The 25,887-nt window shown below is 41.4% G+C and carries 23 protein-coding genes; 12 read left to right on the top strand and 11 right to left on the bottom strand.

From position 1 onward, the window contains the following. Positions 1-149: 149 nt before the first annotated feature. From DTW91_RS02330 to DTW91_RS02315, 4 genes are all read left to right on the top strand, one after another. Positions 150-293, top strand: a complete 144-nt coding sequence (locus DTW91_RS02330; protein ID WP_125201803.1) for a FeoB-associated Cys-rich membrane protein — start codon at positions 150-152, stop codon at positions 291-293. A gap of 81 nt (positions 294-374) precedes the next feature. Then, complete coding sequence (gene glmM, locus DTW91_RS02325; RefSeq protein WP_125201802.1) at positions 375-1,757, top strand: phosphoglucosamine mutase; 1,383 nt, start codon at positions 375-377, stop codon at positions 1,755-1,757. A gap of 32 nt (positions 1,758-1,789) precedes the next feature. After that, the gene (locus DTW91_RS02320; protein WP_125201801.1) at positions 1,790-1,984 is read left to right on the top strand and encodes a DUF2683 family protein; all 195 of its coding nucleotides are present in this window, start codon (positions 1,790-1,792) and stop codon (positions 1,982-1,984) included. Then, a complete protein-coding gene (locus tag DTW91_RS02315; RefSeq protein WP_125201800.1) occupies positions 1,975-2,232 on the top strand; it encodes a Txe/YoeB family addiction module toxin in 258 nt (85 codons plus the stop codon). Before DTW91_RS02320 ends, DTW91_RS02315 begins: the two co-directional genes overlap by 10 nt. Before the next feature lie 35 nt (positions 2,233-2,267). Here DTW91_RS02315 and DTW91_RS02310 read toward each other — a convergent pair whose 3' ends face one another. Together DTW91_RS02310 and DTW91_RS02305 are read right to left on the bottom strand one after the other, a co-directional pair. Next, on the bottom strand, positions 2,268-3,503 hold the full coding sequence (locus DTW91_RS02310; RefSeq protein WP_125201799.1) for an MFS transporter: 1,236 nt from the start codon (positions 3,501-3,503) through the stop codon (positions 2,268-2,270). Between the two features lie 258 nt (positions 3,504-3,761). After that, a complete protein-coding gene (locus DTW91_RS02305; RefSeq protein WP_125201798.1) occupies positions 3,762-5,261 on the bottom strand; it encodes a GH3 auxin-responsive promoter family protein in 1,500 nt (499 codons plus the stop codon). A gap of 261 nt (positions 5,262-5,522) precedes the next feature. Here DTW91_RS02305 and rplU point away from each other — a divergent pair, with 261 nt between their 5' ends. Next, the gene (gene rplU / locus DTW91_RS02300) at positions 5,523-5,918 is read left to right on the top strand and encodes a 50S ribosomal protein L21 (RefSeq protein ID WP_125201797.1); all 396 of its coding nucleotides are present in this window, start codon (positions 5,523-5,525) and stop codon (positions 5,916-5,918) included. Between the two features lie 25 nt (positions 5,919-5,943). Then, the gene (gene rpmA / locus DTW91_RS02295) at positions 5,944-6,201 is read left to right on the top strand and encodes a 50S ribosomal protein L27 (protein WP_125201796.1); all 258 of its coding nucleotides are present in this window, start codon (positions 5,944-5,946) and stop codon (positions 6,199-6,201) included. A gap of 79 nt (positions 6,202-6,280) precedes the next feature. Here rpmA and DTW91_RS02290 read toward each other — a convergent pair whose 3' ends face one another. From DTW91_RS02290 to DTW91_RS02280, 3 genes are all read right to left on the bottom strand, one after another. After that, entirely contained in the window at positions 6,281-7,021 is a 741-nt protein-coding gene (locus DTW91_RS02290) for a YebC/PmpR family DNA-binding transcriptional regulator (protein ID WP_125201795.1), read from the bottom strand. Positions 7,022-7,293: 272 nt separating this feature from the next. Beyond that, positions 7,294-8,739 (bottom strand): SusD/RagB family nutrient-binding outer membrane lipoprotein, encoded by a 1,446-nt coding sequence (locus tag DTW91_RS02285; RefSeq protein WP_125201794.1) that lies wholly within the window; start codon positions 8,737-8,739, stop codon positions 7,294-7,296. A 10-nt stretch (positions 8,740-8,749) separates the two neighbouring features. After that, positions 8,750-11,749, bottom strand: a complete 3,000-nt coding sequence (locus tag DTW91_RS02280) for a SusC/RagA family TonB-linked outer membrane protein (protein WP_125201793.1) — start codon at positions 11,747-11,749, stop codon at positions 8,750-8,752. Positions 11,750-11,880: 131 nt separating this feature from the next. Here DTW91_RS02280 and DTW91_RS02275 point away from each other — a divergent pair, with 131 nt between their 5' ends. From DTW91_RS02275 to DTW91_RS02265, 3 genes are all read left to right on the top strand, one after another. Next, on the top strand, positions 11,881-12,477 hold the full coding sequence (locus tag DTW91_RS02275; protein ID WP_125201792.1) for a ribonuclease HII: 597 nt from the start codon (positions 11,881-11,883) through the stop codon (positions 12,475-12,477). A gap of 49 nt (positions 12,478-12,526) precedes the next feature. Further along, positions 12,527-15,685, top strand: a complete 3,159-nt coding sequence (locus DTW91_RS02270) for a UvrD-helicase domain-containing protein (protein ID WP_125201791.1) — start codon at positions 12,527-12,529, stop codon at positions 15,683-15,685. Between the two features lie 143 nt (positions 15,686-15,828). Further along, positions 15,829-16,197 carry an ISAs1 family transposase gene (locus DTW91_RS02265; RefSeq protein WP_125201790.1) on the top strand — a complete coding sequence of 123 codons (369 nt, stop codon included), beginning with the start codon at positions 15,829-15,831 and terminating at the stop codon, positions 16,195-16,197. A gap of 12 nt (positions 16,198-16,209) precedes the next feature. On the opposite strand, the gene ffh is transcribed toward DTW91_RS02265, so the two are convergent. The 4 genes from ffh to DTW91_RS02250 form a co-directional block, all read right to left on the bottom strand. After that, positions 16,210-17,574 carry a signal recognition particle protein gene (gene ffh / locus DTW91_RS02260; RefSeq protein ID WP_125201789.1) on the bottom strand — a complete coding sequence of 455 codons (1,365 nt, stop codon included), beginning with the start codon at positions 17,572-17,574 and terminating at the stop codon, positions 16,210-16,212. Positions 17,575-17,687: 113 nt separating this feature from the next. After that, on the bottom strand, positions 17,688-18,011 hold the full coding sequence (locus DTW91_RS12800; RefSeq protein ID WP_228412618.1) for a hypothetical protein: 324 nt from the start codon (positions 18,009-18,011) through the stop codon (positions 17,688-17,690). Positions 18,012-18,032: 21 nt separating this feature from the next. Beyond that, the gene (locus tag DTW91_RS12795) at positions 18,033-18,350 is read right to left on the bottom strand and encodes a hypothetical protein (RefSeq protein ID WP_228412617.1); all 318 of its coding nucleotides are present in this window, start codon (positions 18,348-18,350) and stop codon (positions 18,033-18,035) included. Beyond that, positions 18,340-20,034, bottom strand: coding sequence for a sensor histidine kinase (locus DTW91_RS02250; protein ID WP_125201788.1), 1,695 nt, complete (start codon positions 20,032-20,034; stop codon positions 18,340-18,342). Before DTW91_RS02250 ends, DTW91_RS12795 begins: the two co-directional genes overlap by 11 nt. A gap of 103 nt (positions 20,035-20,137) precedes the next feature. Between DTW91_RS02250 and DTW91_RS02245 the strand changes: the two genes are divergently transcribed. The 3 genes from DTW91_RS02245 to DTW91_RS02235 all read left to right on the top strand — a co-directional run bounded on the left by DTW91_RS02245 (position 20,138) and on the right by DTW91_RS02235 (position 23,421). Next, positions 20,138-20,743 carry a SprT-like domain-containing protein gene (locus tag DTW91_RS02245; RefSeq protein ID WP_125201787.1) on the top strand — a complete coding sequence of 202 codons (606 nt, stop codon included), beginning with the start codon at positions 20,138-20,140 and terminating at the stop codon, positions 20,741-20,743. Continuing rightward, positions 20,730-21,809 (top strand): mannose-1-phosphate guanylyltransferase, encoded by a 1,080-nt coding sequence (locus DTW91_RS02240; RefSeq protein WP_125201786.1) that lies wholly within the window; start codon positions 20,730-20,732, stop codon positions 21,807-21,809. Before DTW91_RS02245 ends, DTW91_RS02240 begins: the two co-directional genes overlap by 14 nt. 79 nt (positions 21,810-21,888) lie before the next feature. Next, positions 21,889-23,421, top strand: a complete 1,533-nt coding sequence (locus tag DTW91_RS02235; protein ID WP_125201785.1) for a YifB family Mg chelatase-like AAA ATPase — start codon at positions 21,889-21,891, stop codon at positions 23,419-23,421. Here the strand turns inward: DTW91_RS02235 and rnhA are convergent. Together rnhA and dnaB are read right to left on the bottom strand one after the other, a co-directional pair. After that, positions 23,418-23,903 (bottom strand): ribonuclease HI, encoded by a 486-nt coding sequence (rnhA, locus tag DTW91_RS02230; RefSeq protein WP_125201784.1) that lies wholly within the window; start codon positions 23,901-23,903, stop codon positions 23,418-23,420. The two genes, DTW91_RS02235 and rnhA, sit on opposite strands and share 4 nt — an antisense overlap. An 86-nt stretch (positions 23,904-23,989) precedes the next feature. Then, complete coding sequence (dnaB, locus tag DTW91_RS02225; RefSeq protein WP_125201783.1) at positions 23,990-25,567, bottom strand: replicative DNA helicase; 1,578 nt, start codon at positions 25,565-25,567, stop codon at positions 23,990-23,992. Between the last annotated feature and the right edge of the window lie 320 nt (positions 25,568-25,887).

Genomic DNA, 25,887 nt, shown 5'->3' with positions numbered 1-25,887 from the left:
AAACCTTGAAGGTTTGACGGATAGAAATATGGACAATTCATTAATCATACAATACATCATCATCGGGCTAATGGTTTTGGCGGCGGTCTATTTCAGTAATTTAAAACCTTGAAGGTTTTTGAAACCTTGAAGGTTTGACGGATAGAAATATGGACAATTCATTAATCATACAATACATCATCATCGGGCTAATGGTTTTAGCGGCGGTCTATTTCAGTGTCCGAAAAATCGTCAAGACTTTTTCTAAGAAGAGTGGCGGGAAAAACTGCGGTCCGGATTGTGGATGCTCGTAAATGAAAAAGTATTCTCGGGCGTTTTTATTTTTACCAAAAAGTGAGATTGTTGTATTTTTGCCCCATCTTAAAATCTGATAAATGGCTTTAATAAAATCAATCTCAGGAATTCGCGGAACGATTGGCGGCCGCGTCAATGATAACTTGACCCCGCTGGATATCGTGAAATTTGCTTCGGCATTCGGAACCTGGCTTCAGAACAATAAAAATAAAAAAGATTTAACGCTCGTCATCGGTCGCGATGCGAGGATTTCCGGTCAAATGGTTTCTTCTCTTGTGGCTTCAACTTTGCAAGGTTTGGGAATCAATGTGGTGGATTTGGGGCTTTCCACAACGCCGACGGTAGAAATAATGGTTCCCGAACTTAGAGCCGACGGCGGAATCATCCTCACCGCTTCTCATAATCCAAAACAATGGAATGCCTTGAAATTATTGAATGACAAAGGCGAATTCATCAGTGGAGACAACGGTGCAGAAGTTTTGGCGTTGGCGGAAAATGAAGATTTCTGTTACGCAGAAGTGGATGATTTGGGACAATATGAAACTCGAAATGACGCTTTCGATATTCATATCAAACAAATTTTAGATTTACCAACAGTACATGTCGAAGCGATAAAAGCTAAGAAATTCAAAGTCGTACTTGATGCAGTAAACTCTACGGGTGGGATTTCGATTCCTCCACTTTTGGAAAAACTCGGTGTCGAAGTTGTGAAGCTTTATTGCGAGCCAACCGGACAATTTCCTCACAATCCGGAACCTCTGAAAGAGCATCTTGGCGACATTTGCGAATTGGTGGTTCGGGAAAAAGCAGATTTGGGCATCGTGGTAGATCCGGATGTTGACCGATTGGCTTTCATCGATGAAAAAGGCGAAATGTTTGGCGAAGAATATACGTTGGTGGCGGTTGCAGATTACCTTTTGAAAGATAAAAAAGGCGTGGCGATTTCCAATCTTTCGTCCAGCCGAGCCTTGAGAGACGTTGCTAAAAACCTTGATTCAGAATATTTCGCAAGTGCGGTTGGAGAAGTGAATGTTGTGACCTTGATGAAAGAAAAAAATGCCGTGATCGGCGGTGAAGGAAACGGAGGCATCATCTATCCAGAGCTGCATTACGGTCGTGATTCTTTGGTTGGCATTGCATTATTCTTGACACATTTGGCCAAAGAAAACAAAACGGTTTCGGAATTGAGAGCGACTTATCCAAGCTATTTTATGGGCAAAAAGAAAATCGAACTAACGCCGGATATCGACGTAGATGCTTTATTAATCAAAGTTCAGGAAGAATATAAGAACGAAGAAATCTCAACGGTTGACGGTGTCAAAATCGATTTCCCTGAAAATTGGGTTCACCTCAGAAAATCGAATACAGAACCGATTATCAGAATTTATACAGAGGCTTTTTCTCAGAAAGAAGCTGATAAATTGGGTGATGATATGATTGCGAAAATCAGGAGTTTGATATAAATATTTTTATTAATTTTAATGCAAATTTAAAGATGACAATTACTATAAATCCAAAAAACAAAAAAGAACTGGCGAAAATTAAAACCATTCTTAAAGCGATGGAAGTAGATTTCGTCGAGAATGAAGATGCTTACAACAAAGATTTTGTTTCCAAGATTGAAAAATCAAGAAAAGAAATCTCAAATGGTGAAACCAAAAAGATCGCTCTCAAAGATCTATGGAAATAGAATTTACCAAACAAGCCCAAAAGGATTTAGAATTTTGGAGAAAGTCCGGAAATAAATTTATTCAAAAGAAAATTTCCGAAATATTAGAAAGTATTCAGGAAAATCCATTTGAAGGCATTGGTAAACCAGAACCTTTAAAATACAGTCTGACAGGTTCCTGGAGCAGAAGGCTCAACCAGGAACATAGAATCGTCTATGAAGTGATTGACGAGATCATTTATATCGAATCACTCAGAGGGCATTACTAAACAAAACAAAAAGAAATATTTCTTTTGAAAATGGTTTAATACTCCATCTTCCTCAATTTCTTAGAAGTCGCGCCGATAACCAAAGCCGTCAAAACCGTCATCGCGCCACCAAAAACCACGGACCGGACAACGCCCATCAACTTCGCCGCCAGTCCACTTTCAAATTGCCCCAACTCATTACTAGACATTATAAAAATTGAATTCACGCTCAAAACCCGTCCACGGATTTCCTCCGGCGTTTTCAGCTGTACAATAGTTCCTCTGATTACAACGCTGATGCCGTCCAACATTCCGCTCAAAACCAAGAAGGCGAACGAGAGCCAATACATTTTCGACAATCCGAAGCCGATGATGCACAGTCCAAATCCGGCAGCCACGAAAAGCAAAATCATCCCCTGATTCCTCCTCAACGGAACCAATGAAAGCGTAATGATAATCAACATCGAACCGATATCGGAAGCCGCATTCAGCAATCCAAAACCTTCGGAACCCACTTTCAGAATATCACTCGCAAAAACCGGAATCATCGCCACCGCACCACCAAAAAGCACCGCAAACATATCGAGCATCTGCGCCGCAAAGATTTCTTTGGTTTTATAAATGTAGGAAAGCCCTTCCTTCATACTTTCAAAAACATTCACATCCTGATTTTTATTCTCCGAAAACTGCCTGTTGACCGTCCCAAAAAATAAAGACGCCAAAAGCATACAGCCGACAATCACGACCAAAGTCCACTTAATAGTAATCAAAGCAATCAGAAAACCACATAACGCGTGCCCGGAGACCGACGCAATCAGAAAAGTAGCTTGGTTCAGCGTCACGGCGTACGGCAAGTTCTCCTGCTTCACAATTCTCGGAATCATACTCGGAACCAGCGGCCCGATAAATGCCCGGCAAATCCCCGTGAAGAAAATAACGACGTAGATAAAATACGTAATCTCGTGACCCGTCCACTGCAGCCTATGACCCAGAAACGCCGGAATCAAAAGCAAACTGATCAGAAAAACATAGGCATAATTGCAAATCAGAAGCAAGCGCTTCTTTTCATTCATGTCGATCACGTGTCCGGCATACAGCGCGCAGGAAACCGCCGGAATCACCTCAGAAAGACCAATCAAACCAATGGAAAATGGATCCCTCGTCAATTGATAAACCCACCAGCCGAGCAGCGTTGCCAGCATCCGGAATGCGATGATGAGGAAAAATCTGCCCGATAAAAGATGCCTAAACTCTATGTTGTTTAGAACCCGGAGCGGCGTGAACGAAATCATCTTGCAAAAGTAGTGGAAAGTGCGTAATTATACATAGATTTTCAAAACCCATTCGCTATTTTATTTTTATTTTTAAGGAGCTATTTCCTGCTATCCGCTATATCTTTTTTGGCATTGCGATCCACGTTCAACATCTTTTCCACGTTTTCACCGCAATGCCAAAAAAGGATGCCGCTGCTATCAGGGCTATGGGTTTATACAAAAAATTAACAGCAAAAGATAAAAAACCGGTTGGGTCATTCCAGAAGTTCTCTTCAGTTATAATTTAAACTTCGACAAAAAATCCCCAATCTTCCGATCATTTGCCAATCTCGGGATTTTGTTTTGACCGCCCAATTTCCCTTCAGATTTCGCGTACTCCTGAAACGCATTTTTCTTTAATTTCGTAATCATTAGCGGCCGAAGAATATTTCCGGAAATCAGATCGTCATAATAGGTGTTTCGTTTCCTCAACTGCAAATCCAATTCAGATTTAAAATTATCAAAATGATCAGGTTCTTTTCCAAACTCTATGAACCATTCGTGGTAGGGCAAACCTTCCGCCGGATTCACTTGCGGAGCCAGATGGAACTCCGTAATCTGAGCAGGAAATTTCTCGACAGTCGCTTTCAAAGCTTCTTCCACTTCAAACGCAATCACGTGCTCGCCAAACGCCGAAGTGAAATGTTTGGTTCTTCCGGAAACCAGAATCCTATAAGGATTTTTATCAATAAAACGCACCACATCACCAATCGAATAAGCCCAAAGCCCGGCATTGGTCGTCAAAATCAAAGCATAATCTTTGTTCAGTTCCACATCTTTCAGCGTCAATCTTTCTGCATTGGGTTTGCCATATTGCTCCAGGGGCACAAATTCGTAGAAAATCCCGTGATGGGTCAGCAGCAACAAGCCTTCTTTGGTAAAATCGTCCTGAAAAGCAAAAAAACCCTCCGATGCCGGAAACGTCTGAATGATATCGACAGGTTTCCCCAGCAATTCGTTCATCTTGTCTCGATAGGGCTCGTAGTTTACTCCGCCCGTTATTATGAGCTGAAGCTTCGGGAAAATCTCTGTGATTTTTCTTCCGTGTTTGTCAATCAACTTCTCGAAATACATAATCAGCCAGGGCGGAATTCCGGAAATCAGGGTCATATTTTGGTTCTCGGTTTCTTCTACTATTTTATCGATCTTGGTTTCCCAATCTTCGATGCAGTTGGTTTCCCAGCTTGGCAGTCGGTTTTTTTGGAGATAATTGGGGATGTGATGCGCTACGATTCCGGAAAGTCTGCCGACTTTGATGCCGTTGATTTCTTCCAGAACTGGCGAACCTTGCAGGAAAATCATTTTTCCGTTCACAAAATCGGCGTTGTTTTTTTGAGCGATGTAATGAAAGATTGCACTTTGAGCGGCCGCGATCTGGAAAGGCATCGCTTCTTTGGAAATCGGGATGTATTTGGCGCCGGAAGTGGTTCCGGAAGTTTTTGCAAAATATTCGGGCAACCCCGGCCAAAGGATTTTGGATTGTCCTTTTTTGATTTTCTCGATGTAAGGTTTCAGATCTTCGTAATCTGCGATGGGGATCTGACTCTGAAAATCCTGAACATTTTTTATATTTTCGAATTGATGTTCTCTTCCGAACAAGGTTTTCTCAGCCGTTTTGACGAGGGCAAGCAAGAGTTCTTCCTGATCCTTAACCGCATTGGCTTTGAAATTCTTCGTTTTGGCGACATGACTTTTGGCCCACCAGAGGGCAATATTTTTCTTTATAAAATTGATCATTAATACAGGAAATTCTATTGTCAAATTTATAGTTTTTTGAACACAAAGTCCACAAATATTTTTAAAATAACCGGCTGTTTTAGGTTCACGGAGCCGTTTCGCTTATAAAAGATTTATAAATTAAGTTTCTGGCAGATTTCAGGAATGAAAGAGGCTCACAGACTCGCGAAATTATAAATATCAAAAGTTCCTGATAAGTGTTTGTGTTTTAGAAAGAAAAACTGTACTTTTGCACCTCGAATAATATAAAATTTATAAACAATGTTTGCAATTGTAGAAATAGCAGGGCTTCAATACAAAGTTGAGCAAAACCAAAAGTTGTTTGTGAACCGTTTGAAAGGAGACAAAGGAACGAAAGTTTCTTTTGATAAGGTGCTTCTTACTGTGAACGGCTCCGTAACCGTAGGTGCCCCGGCTGTAAGCGGTGTTACCGTAGATGTAGAAATTCTGGATCACGTTCTGGCTGACAAAGTCATCATCTTCAAAAAGAAGAGAAGAAAAGGTTATGCCAAGAAAAATGGTCACAGGCAATCTCTCACTCAGATTCTTGTAACGGGCATCACCGGTTTCGATTCTGATAAAAAGGAGGCTAAAAAAGCAGCACCAAAGAAAGCAGCTAAAAGCGAAGTAACAGAACCCAGCGACACCGCTGAATAATCTTAAACGAAAAACCTAAAATAAAATGGCACATAAGAAAGGAGTTGGTAGTTCCAAAAACGGTAGAGAATCTCATTCCAAAAGACTGGGTGTGAAGATTTTCGGAGGACAAGACGCTATTGCCGGCAATATCATCATCAGACAAAGAGGTACTCAGCATCACCCGGGTGAAAACGTTGGGATGGGCAAAGATCACACTTTGCACGCTCTTGTGGACGGTAAAGTTGTATTCAGAAAGAAAGCGAACAACAGATCTTTTGTATCGGTTGAACCCCACGCATAAGCAGCGTTTTTTACAACAAGCATAAAAAATTCCTGAAAAGTTAAGTTTCAGGAATTTTTTTTGTGCTTATGATTGCAGTTTAGATTTTCTCCATAAGCTCATCGGTGATTGCCATATTGTGAAAAACATTCTGAACATCGTCATCTTCCTCGAAGCGTTCCAGCATTTTCATATTAGCTTTGAACTGCTCTTCTGTGAGTTCTTTGGAGCTATTTGGAATTCTCTGTAGTTCGGCACTTTTAACTTCAATTTTCAATTCGTCGAGCTTGTGCGACATGGCTCCGAAATCTTCGAACGCTGTTGTGATGAGGACTTCGTTTTCGTCTTGGTCGATTTCTTCCGCACCGGCGTCTATCATTTGCATTTCGAAGTCGTCCCAGTCGATTTTGATTTGCGATTTTTCGATGGTAAAAATTCCTTTTCGGTCGAAAATAAAAGCCAATTCACCATTTTTCCCCAGACTGCCGTCGAACTTATTGAAAATAGCACGTACGTTGGCAACGGTTCTGGTGGGGTTATTGGTCGTACATTCTATGAAAAAGGCGGCGCCGCCCTGGCCATAACCCTCATAAGTGATCTCTTCATAATTTTCGGCTTCGGCGCCGCTTGCTTTTTTTATAGCCCTTTCTACATTCTCCTTGGGCATATTGGCGCCTTTGGCATTTTGGATGCATCTTCTCAGCGCCGGATTGGTTTCGGGATCCGGTCCTCCGGCCTTTACGGCCAAAGCAATATCTTTTCCGATCTTTGAAAACGTTTTGGCCATCTTGTCCCATCTGGCCATTTTTGAGGCTTTTCTATATTCGAATGCTCTTCCCATTACAAGTTTTTATTAATTAAGCAAAAGTACTGAAATCTGAAAACAAAAAAAAGATTTCGCGCTACAACCAATAAAAAATGAGGATTTTGGTTTTGGATTAATATCAGAAAATTCTTAGAGAGAAAAAACCGGTAAGCGTTCCCAAACAAACCAAACAAAAAAATGTCCGCCTTACAACTCAGACGGGCATTTGCGGGCGCGGATTAAATGTATTAAATAAAAAGACCGCAAAATTGCGGTCTTTGAGTATGGTAATAGAATTTAAATATTAATTAAAATTTATCCCAGAAAAGTTTGGTTGTGGCTTTATCTCCACCAATTTTGGATGCTGCCGCACCCACGTTAGCAGCGTTCAACACATATTCTTGATCAGAATACGGCATCCTTACCGGAACACCATCCAACTGGGAGTCCGGAGGATTTACAAAGGTTGGAGCATCCAGTCTTCGTGAAAAATTCCAAGCAGCAAAAGCCCTGTTAAATAAAGCAATCCAAGCTTCCTGACCTATAGATTGTTTCCAATTGGCAGCATCAAAAGGATGAGCTTCCAAATAGGTGGTTGCATCTTCAGTAGATACCTCGTTTTCTGCCATAGAAGCAGCTACTGCAGCATTGTAAAAACTTTCCGCCGTTCCTCCTACAGAGTAACCTCTTGCAGCAGCTTCAGCGGTTAAGAATAAAACCTCTGTATAACTTAACAAATTAGCTGGTGCATCACTTGCTAAAAAGAAACTGCTCATGTGAGAATAGTCAGCAAATGGATTAAGTTCTCCAAAAACACCCCCAACATAGACAAAAGTACTATCATTTACTTTTTTTTGTGTAAACCAAGTTTCGCGTCTTGGATCATTATTGGAATTCATGGTGTTAATAACAAGCTCAGAAGGCACAAAATCATTTCTACCAGAGGCGACTAAATCATTAAAAATAGGATTGCTAAAAGTGCCTCCGTCAAAGTTAAATACATAAGATTCATCATGGGACGAAATGACGCCGCTGGCAATTGCCGCCTCTGCTGCTGACTTCGACAATGCAGGATCTTCATCCGCCAAGTTCATTGCTAATCTGAGTTTAATTGAATTTGCAAAACGTTTCCATTTTGTCATATCGCCGTCATAGACGATATCTCCCCCATCAACATATCCGGCATTAGATTCATCAATTAGTGCAACAGCAGCATCAATTCGACTTAAAAGACTAAGATAAATTTCCTTGGCATCGTCATATTTAGGTGCATAAATTTGTTCATTACCTTTGAATGCTTCGGAATAAGGCACATCACCAAACGTATCTACTACATTTTCCCAAACAAAAATTTCAGCTATTTCTAAAGATGCAAGTTTGTTATTTTTAATAGCCGGGCTATTTGCTTCTTCTTCAAGATTCTTTTTTGCAGTCTCATAATTATTAAGAGAATATACATACATTCTGTTGAAATGATTCCGTGGCTGGTTTCTCGTCGTTAAATTATAATTGGTTTCATCCGTATAAGTTGTCTCAGCCCACTGCTGTACAAAAAATCTATAGTTATTAAAGTTTACACTGCCGGTAAACATGTAATACGATGATTGATGCTGACCCATTGCCATTAGATTTTGTGATGGCAATACAGTCGGGTGCTTGGGATCGTCATTAAGAGATGTCAGATCCCTTTCACAAGATGTAAAGCTTGTTGCAGCAATAACACCTATCGTTAATATATTAAATATCTTTTTCATTTTTTTTAATTTAGAATTTTAAGGTTACATTTACACCAATATCTCTAGTCAGTGGAAGAGAGCCGAGGGAGTATCCGTAGGCGCGGATGCCACCGCCAACCATAGCTTCGGGATCAGCAGCCGGAAGATTTTTATGAATAATCCACAAGTTTCTTCCTACAAGGGATATTTTGGCCTCGTTCACAAAAGTTCCAAAAAGCAATGCTTTAGGTAAAGAGTAACCGATACTTGCTTCTCTTAATTTTACGTAAGATCCATCATACACAAATCTTTTGGCCGGCATACGACGATAGCCATCCATTGAGCCAAATGACGAAGGATTGATTGTCACTGTTGTGTTGGGTTGTCCATTAGGATTAACACCTTCCCAAACAGTACCGCTTTCTCTGTAGTTTTCTGTACCTTTATACAAACCTGTAGCGAGTCCATAGTATTGATCCAGAGAAAATATATCCCCGCCTTTTCTCACATCTATCAAGAAACTTAAAGAAAATCCTTTGTAATTAAAACTGTTTCTTACGCCGCCGATCCAGTCCGGTGTAGCATTTCCGATAATTTTGTTATTTTCTATAAGATAGCGACCTGTAACAGGATCGACGACCTTTTGACCATTGAGATATACATAATCGGAACCTACAAGGGTACCCCAAGCTTCACCCACTCTAGCGTTCATAGAAACACCTCCTTGGTAACTTGCCAATAAATAGTTGGTGGCATCACCACTTAAGGAGACTACTTCATTTTCATTTTTGGACCAGTTTACGTCCATATTCCAAGTGAAAGTAGGTGTTTTGAAAGGAACCAAGCCTAAACTCACTTCATACCCCTTATTATCAATTTGACCTGCATTGATCACCTGTCCGGTATATCCAGTTCCGGAAGATACCGGCAAAGTGATAATTTGGTTAGTCGTTTTAGTTTTATAATATGCAAAGTCTAGTGTAATTCTGTCCTTAAGGAAATGCACTTCTGTACCCACTTCAAATTCTTTAGATTTTTGAGGTTTCAATTCACTATTGTTATTTGTAAGTACGGAGCCATACATCCCGACAGGCGTGTCGCCATTGAATACACCAGAAGCTGTGTAAGAATTTACCAATTGGTATGCAGCGGCCGTTCCACCTACTTCAGCATAGTTTGCTCTTATTTTCCAGAAATTAAGCCAATCAGCTTTGATTAATTCGGATGCTATAAACGAACCCGTTACAGATGGATAGTAATAGGTATTGTCATCTGCAGGAAGAGTAGAACTCTCATCAGCTCTAAATGTACCATCTAAGTAGAACATTTTGTAGAAATCGAATGACGCTGTTGCATACGCACTATTGGTTTGCGTGGTCCAGACGGTTTCTGCCGGCGCGAGCGGAGCATATACAGAGTTGCTTACTGCGTAGATTCCAGGCACTACCAATCCTCCTTCTGTAGAAGCATAGATGGAATTATAGTAATTTCTGCGAATGTTGCCTCCAGCGATACCACTTACATTGATATTATCTGTAATATCTACTTTATAGTTCAGATAAACATCATAGTTGGTTTCTGTTCTGGTTATATCTTGTCTTGCATATCCGGATGCCACACTATTACCGGAAGCTCCAAACCCTTGAGAAAGCGATCCAACGGCTAACCTGTTCTCAATAGACAGATTCGTGCGGTCATAAGACACCTTGCCCGTTAAGCTGAAATTTTTATTAAAATCATAGACCAACTGTCCATAGCTGAAACTTCTATATCTGTCATCAGTTGAATAGTTCTCATTGACTTGAAAATATGGGTTATTCCAGAAAATAGGTGTTCCATCTTCCGAGCTGATTCTGTTCCAAGTTACGTTACCATAGTTATTTGCAGAAGTTGCGTTTCTTATCCCATAGTTATATGCTGACTGCAAAGCTTTCACGTCTACGTTGGTCTGCCACCATTGCCTGAAACCACTTATCAAGTTGTCGCTATATCCGGTAACATTTCTACCTTTTGTTTCTTGGAGCGTCAAAGTAGTATAAAATGATGTATGTAATTTATCTGTAAGGTCATAATTAACCTTTAGCGACATTGTATTCTTTGTTAGATGAGAATTCGGTACCAGACCATCGGATGTCATATTATCATAAGTAAATAATATATTCTTTCCCTTCACTCCTTTTTCCAAGGAAACGGTATTGTTGTAAGTGACAGGTGTGTTAAAGAATTCGATAGGTCCATTTTTTGCGGCTACCCACGGTGTTGCTTTTCCGTAGTTTGGAGAGCTCGGATCAAAAGAATCCCACTGATAAACCAATAAATTTGGATCGAATGCCGGTCCCCAAGATGCATCTTCTGCGAAGTTTGCATAAGGATGTCCATCTGGCGCAGGAGGTTCGGTATAGAACGAGGGATCATATCCACCACCATATTTACTTTGATACTTAGGGAAAGTACTGTTATCCACAAATCCCGCCTGAATACTCGATGACAAAGTCACGCCCCAAGATCCATCATCCTTGCCTTTACCGTTTTTGGTAACAATTACAATAACACCATTAAGACCCCTTTCTCCATAAAGAGCGGAGGCTGCTGCACCTTTTAATACGTTAATAGACTCAATATCATCTTGGTTGATATCTGAGAGCGCATTACCGTAATCCAAGGCCGCACCATAAGTAGAAGTGTTATCCACCGGCGATCCATCAATAACGATTAGTGGATTACCGCCACCAATACCTTTAATACCTCTAATGACTAAGTTAGCAGAACCGCCAAAGTTACTAGTGGTTGTTACGTTCAAACCAGCGATTTTACCAGACAATTGGGAAGCTATGTTCCCTGTGGTTGTGGTTCCTTCTGATAAAACACTTCCCTTAATCTCTTGAGAAGCATAACCCAAAGATTTCTTTTCTCTCTTGATACCCAAAGCCGTCACTACGACGCCTTCGATATCTTGTGACTGAGCAGTATCCTGTACCGCTTGTGCAGAAACTACTGCAAAAGACGATGAAAGAACCACTGCCAACACGCTTGCTGTTAATTTTTTCATATCAAATCAAATTTTTCAATGAACAAAAATGCAAAACTTTATTAATATATACAACATAAATTGTTAAAAATTTGTTAATTGTGTTATGCAAAGTTTTTGATTTCTATAACTTTGACAAGTATTTTCAATGTATGCCACTATTCAAACATTTCTCCAAATCCTTTATAGAAGCAGGCTGCGACGAAGTCGGAAGGGGTTGCCTTTCTGGCCCGGTGGTCGCGGCTGCCGTAATTATAAATAAAAATTTTAAGCAAAATTTGGTTAATGATTCCAAAATGTTAAATTTTAAAATCCGCCAAAGTCTAGATGTCTATATTCGAGAAAATGCAGTCGATTTTGCCATCGCAGAACTTTCCCCGGCATTTATAGACCAACATAACATTCTCAACGCCAGCATCCGCGCCATGCATCTCGCCTTAGATCAGCTGAAAAACAAACCGGAACTTATTTTGGTAGATGGCAACCGGTTTCATCCTTATAATGATACGCCTCATCAATGCATCATCAAAGGAGACGGCCAATATCTATCGATCGCCGCGGCCTCCGTCCTCGCAAAAAATTACCGCGACAACCTGATGATCAAGCTGCACGACGAGTTTCCGGAATACGGCTGGAACACCAATTTCGGATATTGTACCAAGCTGCACCAGAAAGCACTCAAGAAATATGGCCCCACCATCCATCACAGACAATCTTTCCGATTGGACTATGATGTGGAGACGGACTAAACTTTTTTAAAACTATTTTGTAAATTGCTTCCTTAATATATAAATAAGGATGCAAAACTCTTACACCGTCATCAATGCCTCTGCCGGCTCCGGCAAAACCTACCGCCTCGTGCAGCATATCCTGATGATTTGCCTTAGATTTCCCAATCAATCCGATGCCATCCGAACCATCTTGGCACTCACCTTCACCAACAAAGCAGCCAATGAAATGAAGGAACGGATCCTTTTCTATCTGGGCGAATTCGTAAAAGATAATTACTCCGAAAATCAGGATCTTAAAAATATTCAGGAACAATTGGCAAATCAAGGGTATAAAATTCCTATTAAAGATCTGCACGAGCGGTCTCAGAAAATCCTCGATTATATTCTGCACCACTATTCTACGCTGAATATCGGCACGATCGATAAGTTCAATTCCCGATTGGTCAAGAGCTTTTCTTATGAATTGGGTTTGCCACAGAATTTCAATTTGGAAATCCAATCCGAACCTTACCTGATAGAAGCGGTGGACAAAATGCTGAACGAAATCGGTGAAGACGGACGCGTTTCCGATGCTTTTATGGATTATGTGCATTACAATTTGGACAATAACGAGCGGATCAACCTAAACCAAACCCTGTACAAAACGGCAAAAGAATTTGTAAACGATGTACATTACGAGCCTTTGAAAGCCAACAAAGATTTTGAATGGGACGCGTATGAACATAAAAAAACGGAGCTGAGAGAAAGCATTCGGGATCTGAAATCGCAATCGCTGCAAATCGCAAAGAAGGCTTTGGAATTAATCAAAAGCAAAGGCCTGGAAATCGAAGATTTTGCGGAAGGAACAAAGGGCATCGGAGGTTTTTTCGTCAAAATGCTGGACTTTCATACCAAAAAGACTGACAAATTTCCGCTCCCCTCAAACTCAGAAGAATCCAAATTAGAAAGCTTTCTGAAAGGCGCTTCCGCAAAAGGAAAACGCAAGCAAGCGGAGATATTGGAGATTCTCCCACAATTGATTTCGTGGCGGGAAGAAAGCATCCAACTCTACATCGATGCTGAGAAAAAACAAAAAATATTGAAAGCCATTCTTCCGCTAAAAGTGAACGCCGACATCCAAAAGAAACTATCGGAAATAGAGGAAGAAAACGATTTGGTTTTGCTTTCCAAATTTAATATTTTGATTAACGAAAATCTCCGAAACGAGCCATCTGCCTTCATCTACGAAAAAGTCGGAACGCAGTTTCAGCATTATTTCTTCGACGAGTTTCAGGATACTTCTACGATGCAGTGGCAGAACTTCCTCCCGCTGCGCGACAACTGCATCACCTCCGAAAATACCAGCTTTACCATCGTGGGCGACCCCAAACAAAGCATCTACAGATTCCGAGGGGGCGAGAGCCAGCTGATGCTAAACATCATCAATGGAAAAGAAACTACGCCGAAATTGGCGAGCTTAGAAAATCTGGGCTTCAATTGGCGAAGCGCAAAGAATATTGTCGATTTTAATAATCAATTGTACGATTTTATGTCCAAAGATTTGAATGAAGAACATCAAAAAATCTTCGGCGAGAGCGCTTTGCAAGAGCCAAAATCTACGATGGATGGGCGCGTAAAAATCCATCTTGTGGAAAACAGCAACAAAGATATTTTTTACGAGTCGGTGGTAGAGAAGATGCATCAGGACATCCAAGAAAGTCTGGACAACGGTTTCGATTTTTCCGATATCACGATACTCTGCCGCGGCAATATTGAGATCTTCAGTTATTCTCAACTTTTGGGCAGTTTGAAGGTCATTTACAGAGGGAAAGAAACCTACATCAAAACGATTTCGGAAAAAGGTCTTACGTTGGATTTATCCTTTACCATAAAGGCTTTGATAGAATTTCTAAAATGGAATTTGGTTCCGAAAAATCGCCAAGCTTTGGTCAAAATGATGTATTTTTTGAATGTGGCGGGCAGAATTGAGATGGCGGATTTCACTTCGGAAATGGAAGCAATTCTGCGATTGGCAAACAAGAAAGATATAGAAGACTTCATCCAAAGAAAATATGATGTAGAGCTCGTGCAGACAGACATTCCGACACTTAATCTGTATAATTACATCGAATATTATGTTCACGAATTTTCGGTAGAAAACAAAGAAACCGATTTCCTGCTGAACTTCCTCGAGATGCTTCATAATTACACTCAAAATTTGGGAGCAACGCTGAAGGATTTCCTACAATATTGGGAAGATGAAGCCTCGAAAATCAGCATTCAAGCGAGCGAAAACGTAGATGCCATCAAGATTATGACGATTCATAAGGCGAAGGGCCTCGAGTTCCCGATCGTTTTCCTACCGATGAGAAATGAAAACAAAGACAAAAAGTTCTCGCAATGGTTTGATCTGGGAAGCGAGGATGCGCTGAAAACGGTGATTTTAAAGCCTTTTTCGCCAGCGTTGGAACGGTATGATGGGGAATCGGCAGACTTCAATTTGATCCATTCTTACCGAAACAAAATCGATCGTTTCTGCCTGCAATATGTAGCAACCACGCGGCCTGTGGAGCAGCTCTTCCTCTATCTGGAAAAGCCGAACCAGACCACCAATCATTTGGAATTATTTGATTTTGCAAAGCAATTTCAGCCTGCAGAAAATGGTGAAAAACTTGATTCTTTCGATGTTTACGAAGTGTCTCCGGAACGATTGAAAAAGCAAAAACAGAGAGAGAAAAAAGAATCTAAGTCCCAGAGCATCCGCTCTATTTCTCAAAAAAAGGAAAAGACCTCGAATATCGAAATCGCCACGACATCCAAAAATTATCAAACCCGCGTAGAACACGTTCGGATGGGGATTTTTGCGCACGAAATCTTATCAAAAATCAGAACAAAAAAAGATCTGCCGAAAGTTCTGAATGCCTATCTGATGGAAGGAACGATTACCGAAGATGAGCAAAAATCGATTCTGCAAAGAATTGAAACAATCCTAAACGATAGCCGTTTTGCTTCTTATTTTGCAGACAATCTCACGATTATAAATGAAAGAGACTTGCTTGCTACCGAAGATGGCGTTTCCAAAACCTACCGGCCGGATCGGCTTATCAAAACAGAAGAAGGCTTCATCATCATCGATTTCAAAACCGGATTGGAGAAAGAAAAGGATCAAAAGCAAGTGGAGCTTTATAAAACCAAGTTGGAACAATTTGGCGAAAAAGTTTTGAAGACGGATGTGATTTATATTTGAAATAAAAATGAACCAAAATGATAGAGCTGGCCAAACGCATTAAAAAATATTTCAAATAATTTTCATTAAATTGCTGAAATTCAGGGTTTTATATTTGGTTTTTCAAATAATTTTTCGTATATTTATCTGAAAATCAGATAGATATGAATAAATTACTTAAGTTTGCAAAAAACATTCAAGACTTTAGATTGGAGAGAAAAAAATTACATCCTGTAGAAAATATTGTATTCATTACCATTCTTGCGATCATTTGCAATGCAGTAGATTGGGAAGAAGTTGCAGATTTTGGAAAATCAAGAAAAGAATTTCTCTCAAAATATTTGGATTTAACCAACGGAATCCCGTCTCACGATACTTTCAATCGGTTTTTCTCCTTATTTGATCCCGAAAAATTCCAATCGCTGTTCATTGGTTGGCTTCATGAGCTTCTGGATATTAAAACCGAATCGAATAATCAAATTGCTATTGATGGAAAAAGCAGCCGAGGAACTGCGGTTTCGCATGCCGATTAAGCTCAGAAGAAATTATCTCCCGAAAAGGCCGCCGCCCATTCCCGGCATATTGGGCATCTTGCTCATCATCTGCATCATTTGTTTGCCCTGAGGGCCTTGCATCATCTTCATCATTTTTCCCATTTGGTCGAACTGCTTTATCAGCGCATTTACCTCTTCCAATTTTCTGCCGGCTCCTTTCGCAATTCTCTGCTTTCGGGATACATTGATGATAGAAGGCCGCCTTCGTTCTTCCGGTGTCATAGAGTAGATGATGGCTTCGATGTGTTTGAAAGCGTCATCGTTGATGTCCACATCTTTGATTGCTTTGCCCACGCCGGGGATCATCCCCATCAAATCCTTCATATTTCCCATTTTTTTGATTTGATTGATCTGTTTTAGGAAATCATCAAAACCAAATTCATTCTTGGCAATTTTCTTCTGAAGTTTTTTCGCCTCCTCTTCATCGAACTGTTCCTGAGCCCTTTCTACTAAGGAAACCACGTCTCCCATCCCAAGGATTCTGTCTGCCATTCTTTCTGGATAGAAAAGATCCAAGGCCTCCATTTTCTCTCCTGTGGAGATAAATTTGATGGGCTTTTCTACAACAGAACGTATCGTCAAAGCGGCACCTCCTCTGGTATCGCCGTCTAATTTTGTAAGAACAACGCCATCAAAATTAAGAACATCGTTGAAGGTCTTTGCCGTGTTCACAGCATCCTGACCCGTCATCGAATCGACGACGAACAAGGTTTCGCCGGGCTTTATGGCGTCGCGTACGGATTTAATTTCGATCATCATCTGCTCATCTATCGCCAAGCGGCCGGCAGTATCTATGATGACGGTATCAAAACCGTTGGATTTTGCATATTCGATGGCATTTTCTGCGATAGAAGTTGGATTTTTGTTTTCGGGCTCCGTATAGACTTCGACATCGATCTGGCTGCCAAGAACTTTCAATTGATCTATTGCGGCGGGTCTGTACACGTCGCAAGCCACCAAAAGGGGTTTTCTGTTCCGTTTTTGTTTGAGGTAATTGGCCAGCTTCCCGGAGAAAGTCGTTTTTCCGGAACCTTGGAGACCGGCAATGAGGATTACGCTGGGTTTCCCGGAAAGGTTGATGCCTTCTTGGCTGCCGCCCATCAGATCTACCAACTCGTCGTGAACGATTTTCGTCATCAGTTGACCCGGCGTGAGAGAGGTAAGCACGTTTTGACCCAATGCCTTGTCTTGCACGCGTTTTGTGAGATCTTTTGCAACTTTGTAGTTCACATCGGCATCTACGAGGGCGCGGCGGATTTCTTTTACGGTTTCTGCAACGTTGATTTCCGAGATTTTTCCGCGTCCGGAAATGTTATGAAGGACTTTATCGAGCTTATCTTGTAAACTGCTAAACATAATCTGTTGTCGTATTTTAAGATTACAAAATTAAGAAAATTTCCACAAGCATTAGAAACTAAAAATATTGCATATAAAAAGGCAAATTTTTTTATCTTGTGCTAATGTGTAGTTCAGAATATGCCCAGATCTTTGCATTTGGCAATCAATTGCTCGTTGTTTTTTACCGCTAATGCAAGTTTCATGGCATTCATCCTTTTTTCTACACTGCTAAGACTATTGGGGTGAATATCCCTTTCCTGCAGAATCTCCGGAATATTTTTTTGCAAAACGCCGTCTGAAAGTAATTTTAATATGATGAGGTCGTAATTGCTAAACTCCAACGTGTTCACGCTTTTCACCGGATGTTGAAGGTCGTGCGAAATATAAGTTTCGCCCCGGCTCACGACTTCAATGGCTTTTTTTAATTCCTTGGCGTCGGATCTTGCTTTGCGCACGAAGGCATCAATCTTAAACTCCTAAAAAAGCAGATCAATGACGCCAAGTCTGTGCTCCAAGGAGAAAACGATTACTTTGAGACTCGGGCTCGCATCTTTGCAGCACTTTATCAGCTCACGACCGTTTTTTATAATTTGCTTTCGGTGATCTTCTTCGAAGGAAAGATCCGTTATCAGCAAGTCGTACGGTCGGGATTCCAAGGATTTTTTGACGTAAGAAAGGGCATCATCGCAATAATATACGTGATCTACTTTCGGGATTTTCAAATCCTCCAAAACTTTCTGTACAGAAAGATTACTGCACTCGTGATCTTCTGCTATAAGGATTTTATTGAACATTTTCTTTCTTAAGTTTGATTACCATTTTTAAACCCTGCCGGCTTTCTTCTATCTCCAGCCGGGCATCCATCTGTTTCAATCTTGCTTTTATATTTTTCAATCCGTTTTTTTCCGGAAAATTCTCAGGAAGCCCTACGCCATTGTCGGCATATCGGATCTCGTGCGCTCCTTCTTCGTTCACAAATTTTAAGATAACCTGCGTGGCATTGCTGTGTTTTTTTATATTGACCAGCAGTTCGCGAATGATCTGGAACAATTCCTCTCTGGAAAAACCGTCGATGTCTTTCCAAAAATCCGGGTCGTTCCCGATAATGACGACCTTGGTCTCGGCATTGTGGAAAGAGCTTACGAGACTGGATATCTTTTCGTTGAACTCCTGATGCCGATCATTGTTGTAAGACAGATCGCGCGATTTTTCGTACATCAGTTCCAGCTTATCCAGTATTTGCTTTCTTGGCACATCGGGTTGATTTTCTATCGTGGCCATCACTTCATAAATGCCGTTGGCAACCACGTCGTGAACTTTTTTGGAGAAATCCAACCGTTGCTCCTGCAGCCGTTGGTTGGCTTCTGCAATCAGCCTTTGCCTTTTGCGCCGAGACCACCAAAAGACGGTAACTGCAAGGATGATAATGATTATAATCATAAAAATATTGGTTATTTTCTGGCGCAGAACTTTATATTCGATGATTGTTTTTTGTTTCTGTAAGTTCAAATTTTCAACCTTCATTTTTTCACTTTCAAACCGGATCAGTGCGAACTGATTTTTGGCTCTGTTTTGCTTCGTGATGAGCTCGTCTTGGATTTTGCAATAGGTATTAAAATATTTTTGAACTTGCGATCCACCGGAGATTTTTATCAAGATTTGCAGAGCCTCCAACTGGTCTGTGGGATATTTTAATTTGTAGGCAAGATCAAGCATTTTGTTGGCGTACAGCCTGGCAGAGTCATTGTTTTTGTTCAAATAGTAAGAAGCCAAGTAAGCATAGGCCGCATCTTTCGTCCAGTCGTCATCGAAGTTCTGACTTAGTTTTTCGGCTTTCAGATAATTTTTTACGGGGTTATAATTTCTGTCCTGATACCATTTGGATCTGCTAAAATTGAGGAGTAGTTTTGGATAGTATTTGCTCTGGGATCCCACGCTGTCCAAAAGTTTGGAGAATATGTCCACCGCTTGGCCGTACTGCTTTTCGTTATGGAAAACGATAGCCATATTATTTGCCACCATCAGCCGATGTATGGGATTTTTGACGAATTTTGCTGCTTTGCGATAAAACCGCTTGGCATCCGCATAGTTTTTGAGATTGTTGCACGAGACCCCCAGATTATTATAGTTGAGGAACAAGGCACCGTATTGTGCCGTGTCTTCTTCTTTTAGAAATTTTGTAGCCAAAAGACCTGTTTCGACACTTCCAAAATTATCGCCGGCCCGCTCTTGAACGATAGCCATTTTCGCATACGTTTTTCCCAGCCCGAAACTGTCATTTCTTTTTTGATAAAGATCCTGCGCCCGATTTAGATACAGAAAAGCACTATCCAGATCGTTGTCCATCAAGACCAAAGCTTTTTCAAAGTAAACATCTGCCGGATTATGATCCGTTTTTGGAGTCTTCTGGGAGTCATCCTTGGGAGAACATGCGACAATTAGGAGCAGCAGCAAGTAAAAAAAACCATATTTATTCAACGGTTACAATTTATCGGAAATTTAAGAAAAATATGAATAAGTTGCTATAAATTCTTTAAAATCCCAGCTAATGACTATTTTTGCCGATAATTTGATTTGTCCGATGTCAATTAATATTTTGGAGCAATATCTTCCGGATCACACCTTTCATCACCTTAAAAAATGGTTTTCGGACTACTACATCCATATCAAAATTACCAAAAGCAGAACAAGCAAACTGGGAGATTATCGCCGATTGCCCGACAAATCGCATCAGATTACCGTCAATGCCACCTTAGACAAGCAACTTTTCTTTTTTGTGTTGACACACGAGCTGGCACATCTTATCGCGTTTGAAAAGTTCAAGTTCCGGATCAGCGCCCACGGGCAGGAGTGGAAAGATACTTTTCGTGAGATGCTTTTGGAAAGTATCGATGTTTACAGCGATGATTTGAAACCTATTATTTTAAACTTCTCCCGAAACCCGAAAGCCAATTTTATGGCCAGCCCGGAGCTGGTTCGCTATTTCCATATCGAAAATCCGGCTGAGAATGCCGTCTTTGTTGAGGAATTGTTAATTAATGATGAATTTATCTACAAAGGCGACACCTACGTAGTCCTGGAAAAAAAGAAAAAGTTATATCTTTGCCTCCGAAGGAAAAACTCCAAAAAGTATCTATTCAGACCTTTGGCAAAGGTCGAAAAAATAACAATAAATGAGCAACAATAAGTACTGTGTCATCATGGCAGGAGGCATCGGAAGCCGGTTTTGGCCGATGAGCACTCAAAAATTTCCAAAACAATTTCACGATATTTTAGGTACCGGAAGAACAATGATTCAGCAGACTTATGACCGAATCCGCCAACTGATCCCCACAGAAAACATCTACATCATTACCAATCAGGAATATGTAGAACTGACACAACAGCAATTGCCCGATATCCCTATCGGAAATATCGTAGGCGAACCGGCAATGAAAAATACCTCGGCCTGCAATCTGTATATGGCCAAAAAAATTGAAGCCGTCAATCCCGAAGCCAATATCATTGTGATGCCCGCCGATCAACTGATTCTGAAAGAGAGCGCCTTCATCGAAAAAGTAGAACTGGCGTTCCGCCTGACTTCGGAAAATGATTATTTGGTAACCTTGGGAATCACACCCACACGTCCCGATACCGGCTACGGCTACATCCAGTTCATCCAGCAAAAGGATCAAAACTACTGCAAAGTCAAAACATTTACCGAAAAACCTAGTCTGGAAATTGCGAAAAGCTTTTTGGAGTCGGGAGATTTTCTTTGGAATGCCGGCATCTTTGTTTGGAGTGTGAAAAGCATTATTTCCGCTTTCAAAAAGCATCTTCCCGAGATGTACAACCAGTTCGACAGCTGCGAGTACAACTGCGAAGCGGAAAAAGAATGCATCGACCAAATCTACCCTACCGTGAGCAAAATATCCATAGACAACGGCATATTGGAGAAGGCCGACAACGTCTATGTGATCCCATCCAACCTTGGCTGGAGCGATCTCGGCACTTGGACCTCCGTATACACCAATGCAAAAAAAGATAACGACAACAACGCCATCAATGGCAAAAACGTCTTGACCTACAACGCCAAAGGCAATGTCATCAGACTCAAGAATCCAAATAAAGTAGCCATCATCGATGGTCTTAAAAATTACATCATCGTAGATACCGACAAAGCTTTATTGATCTGCCCAAGAGATAACGACCAACTGATCAAAGATTACGTTCTCGATCTAAAAAATCTGAAAAAAGGCGAACGTTTTATGTAATCGTACTTATTTTTCAAAAAACATTTAACGCTTTGGTTTCATCGTTTAGTTTTTTTATTTTTGTTAAAACTACACGCAGATGCTTGTCAAAATTTATGGTGCAGCCATCCACGGCGTTTCTGCACAGATAATTACCATAGAAGTCAATGTAGATCAAGGCGTTGGCTACCATTTGGTGGGGCTTCCGGATAATGCCATCAAGGAAAGCAGCTATCGTATTTCGGCTGCGCTCAAGAATTCCGGATTCAAAATTCCCGGCAAGAAAATTACCATCAATATGGCACCGGCCGACCTTCGGAAAGAAGGTTCTGCTTACGATCTCAGCATTGCTTTGGGAATTTTGGCCGCCTCCGATCTGATCAAATATGAAACGCTCGGCGAGTACATCATTATGGGCGAACTCTCTCTGGACGGCAGTCTGCAACCCATCCGCGGCGTTTTGCCCATTGCGATAAAGGCCAGAGAGGAAGGCTTCAAAGGCATCATCCTGCCAAAAAAAAACGCGAGAGAAGCCGCCATCGTCAATCAGCTCGACGTGTACGGCATCGATAATATCACGGAAATCATTAATTTCTTTAATGAAGATGCGCCTTTGGAAAAATTCGAAATCGACACCAGAAAGGAGTTTCAGGACAAAGTAGATCATTTTCCTTTCGACTTTGATGAGGTCAAAGGGCAGGAAGCGGCTAAGCGCGCGATGGAAGTAGCGGCGGCAGGCGGTCACAACATCATTCTCATCGGCTCGCCCGGTAGCGGAAAAACAATGATTGCCAAGCGGCTGCCGAGCATTTTACCTACTCTGAGCCTCAAAGAATCTTTGGAAACCACTAAGATTCATTCCGTCGCGGGCAAGATGGGTGCCGAGAATTCTTTGATAACCATCCGGCCGTTTCGGGCGCCTCACCATACCATTTCCGACGTCGCATTGGTCGGCGGAGGTAGTTATCCGCAACCAGGCGAGATTTCTTTGGCTCACAATGGCGTGCTTTTTTTGGATGAGATGCCCGAATTCAAAAGAACGGTTTTGGAAGTGATGAGACAGCCGCTGGAAGATCGGGTGGTGACTATTTCCCGAGCCAAATTTACCATCGAGTATCCGGCGAGTTTTATGCTCGTCGCCAGTATGAACCCAAGTCCGAGCGGCTATTTCCCCGACGACCCTAATAATACCTCGTCTACAATGGAAATGCAACGATATATGAACAAACTTTCCGGACCACTTTTGGACAGAATTGATATTCATATAGAAGTTTCGAAGGTGGAATATGATCAGCTGGCGGAAAAGAAAAAGGGCGAAAGCAGCGCCAGCATCAGAGCACGTGTCAACAAGGCAAGAGACATCCAAAATGAGCGATACAAGGACTCCGACATCAGCTACAACGCGCAGATGGGATCCAAGGAAATGGAAAAATATTGTGTTTTAGACGAGTATTCTCAACTGTTGATAAAAACCGCAATGCAGAAACTTAATCTTTCTGCAAGAGCCTACAGCAGAATTCTAAAAGTCGCAAGAACCATCGCCGATCTTGAAAATTCTGAAAATATCCGAGCCGAACATATTTCGGAAGCCATCCAATACCGAAGTTTGGATCGGGATTTTTGGAATGTTTAATCGAACAAGCCTCCATCATTTTGATTCTCAAAATAGGTATCAATCGCCAAATCTCCTGACTTGGAAGCCGCCACAGCCAATTGATCGCAAATTTCATTTTCGGGATGACCGTCGTGGCCTTTGATCCAATGGAAATGAGGATTGTGAATCTGGTATAATTTGTAAAATTCTCTCCAAAGATCCGGGTTTTTTACGTTCTTCCACCCGCGTTTGATCCATCCGAAGATCCAATTCTGGTTGATGGCGTCTGCAACATATTTGCTGTCGGTGAAGATGTGGACGTCATTGTCTGCGCTTTTTAATTTCGAAAGAGCAGCCGTTACAGCCATCAGCTCCATCCGATTGTTGGTGGTTTTTCGGAAGCCTTGTGCAAAAGTCTTTTGATAATTTTTTTCCGGAACGCGCATCAGGATTCCGTATCCGCCCGGCCCGGGATTTCCGCTGCAGGCACCGTCTGTATAGATTTCGATTCTTAAACTCAATCTAAGAGGATTTTAGATAGTGGAAATTTCAGATTTCAAACTATGCTTTGAAGTAAAATGTTGTTAATATAAGATCTTCCAATCGCTTAGTAAGGAAAGTCATCATCGTCGTCGTCATTCATCGCAGAACCCGAGACTTGATTGTTTTCATTCGGAAGCCCGAATGCTGTATGCGGGTCGCTCGTAATGGTAATTCTGTCGAATCCGGACGGCTCATCCTTCTGTCCGAAGTTGGAAGGGATATACTCGTAACTGCTTCCGAGGTCGGCAAATTTACCGATATTTTTGTGAAATGCCAGCCGCACGTCGGCCGTTGCGCCGTTCCTGTGTTTTGCGATGATGATTTCCGCTTGGTTTTCTGTGCTGGATTTTACGTTCTCATCGTCATTCTCCCAATAAGGAATCTTATAATATTCCGGTCGGAAAATGAAGGAAACAATATCTGCATCCTGCTCGATAGCGCCCGATTCTCGCAGGTCGGAGAGCAGCGGTCTTTTTCCGGGACGCGCCTCTACACTTCTGGAAAGTTGAGAAAGTGCGACCACCGGCACGTTTAGTTCTTTTGCAATGGCTTTTAAGGATCGGGAAATCATTGCGATTTCTTGTTCGCGATTTCCGGCGCCTTTTCCGGCGTTTGCGGTCATCAGCTGGAGATAATCGACCATAATAATCTTTACGCCGTGCTGCATGACCAGCCTTCGGCATTTGGCACGGAAATCAAAAATAGAAAGCGCGGGCGTTTCGTCGATATAAAGCGGCGCATTTTCTAAGGCGGAAACATTCGTGAAAAGCCGTTGCCATTCTTCGTCCGACATTTGTCCTTTTCGCAGTTTCTCGGACGAAATCCCCGTTTCCGAGGAGATCATTCTGGTAATCAGCTGCACAGAGGCCATTTCCAGAGAAAACAATGCCAACGGAATTTGCTGGTCTACGCTGATGTTTCGAGCCATCGACAGCAGAAAAGCCGTTTTGCCCATCGCCGGCCGAGCGGCAATGATGATGAGGTCGGAGTTTTGCCAGCCGCCGGTTTCCCTGTCCAAAGCTGAGAATCCGGATGGGATGCCGGACAAACCTTCTTTGTCTTTTAAGGATTTGATTTTATCGATGGCGTCTTTTACCAAAGTGTTGGCAGTATCGAAGCCTTTTTTAATGGTGCCGTTGGTGATTTCGAAGAAGGATTGCTCGGCTTTGTCCAGCAATTCGAAAACATCGGTTGTTTCTTTGTAAGAATTGTCTATCACGTTGGCGGAAACATTGATTAAGGATCTCAGAATAAATTTTTCCAAGATCACCCGCACGTGATATTCTATATGAGCCGACGAGCTCACGCCCATTGTAAGATCGATAATGTAGTGATCGCCGCCTGCGAGACCCAATTTTTCGGTTCTTTTCAGTTCCTGGATAACGGTCATCAGGTCAATCGGCGAATTATTTTCGTACAATTTCAGGATGGCCGCAAAGATGGTTTGATGTCTTGGATCGTAGAAGACTTCGGGCGTCAAGAGATCGATAGAATAATCGAGCCCTTTTCTGTCAATCAAAAAAGTACCTATCACTAATTTTTCGAAATCCAATGCATTGGGCGGCATTTTGCCATCCGAAATGGAGAGTTCCTTTGCAAAATTACCGTGAATCAAAGACGATAATGTATCCTTCTGTGCCATTGTACAAAGATAGTTTTTTTAGAATTTTGAAAGAATCAAGATGCTAACAAAATTATTAACAATTCTTAAAAAGCCTTTATTCAAAAGCGTTTCGTTGTTAGTAAATAAATATGATTTTTTTATGAGATTTCCAGTAAATGAGAATCGCACATGCAAATCGCTATCTAAATGTAACTATTTTTTATCGAAAAAACACCAAATAACTCTTAAACTAAAAGATAAAATTCCAAAAATCCTTGTGAATTTGGATTTTATTTGGCTCAAAACCTCTTTTTAATTCATAAAAAACGGGCTAAAGCCCGTTACCATAAACATTTTCT

The sequence above is a fragment of the Chryseobacterium sp. SC28 genome (assembly GCF_003932955.1).
In the GTDB taxonomy this organism is placed as follows: domain Bacteria; phylum Bacteroidota; class Bacteroidia; order Flavobacteriales; family Weeksellaceae; genus Epilithonimonas.
Note: the sequence above shows the minus strand (reverse complement) of the source record. Positions and strands in the feature narration are given on the sequence as shown.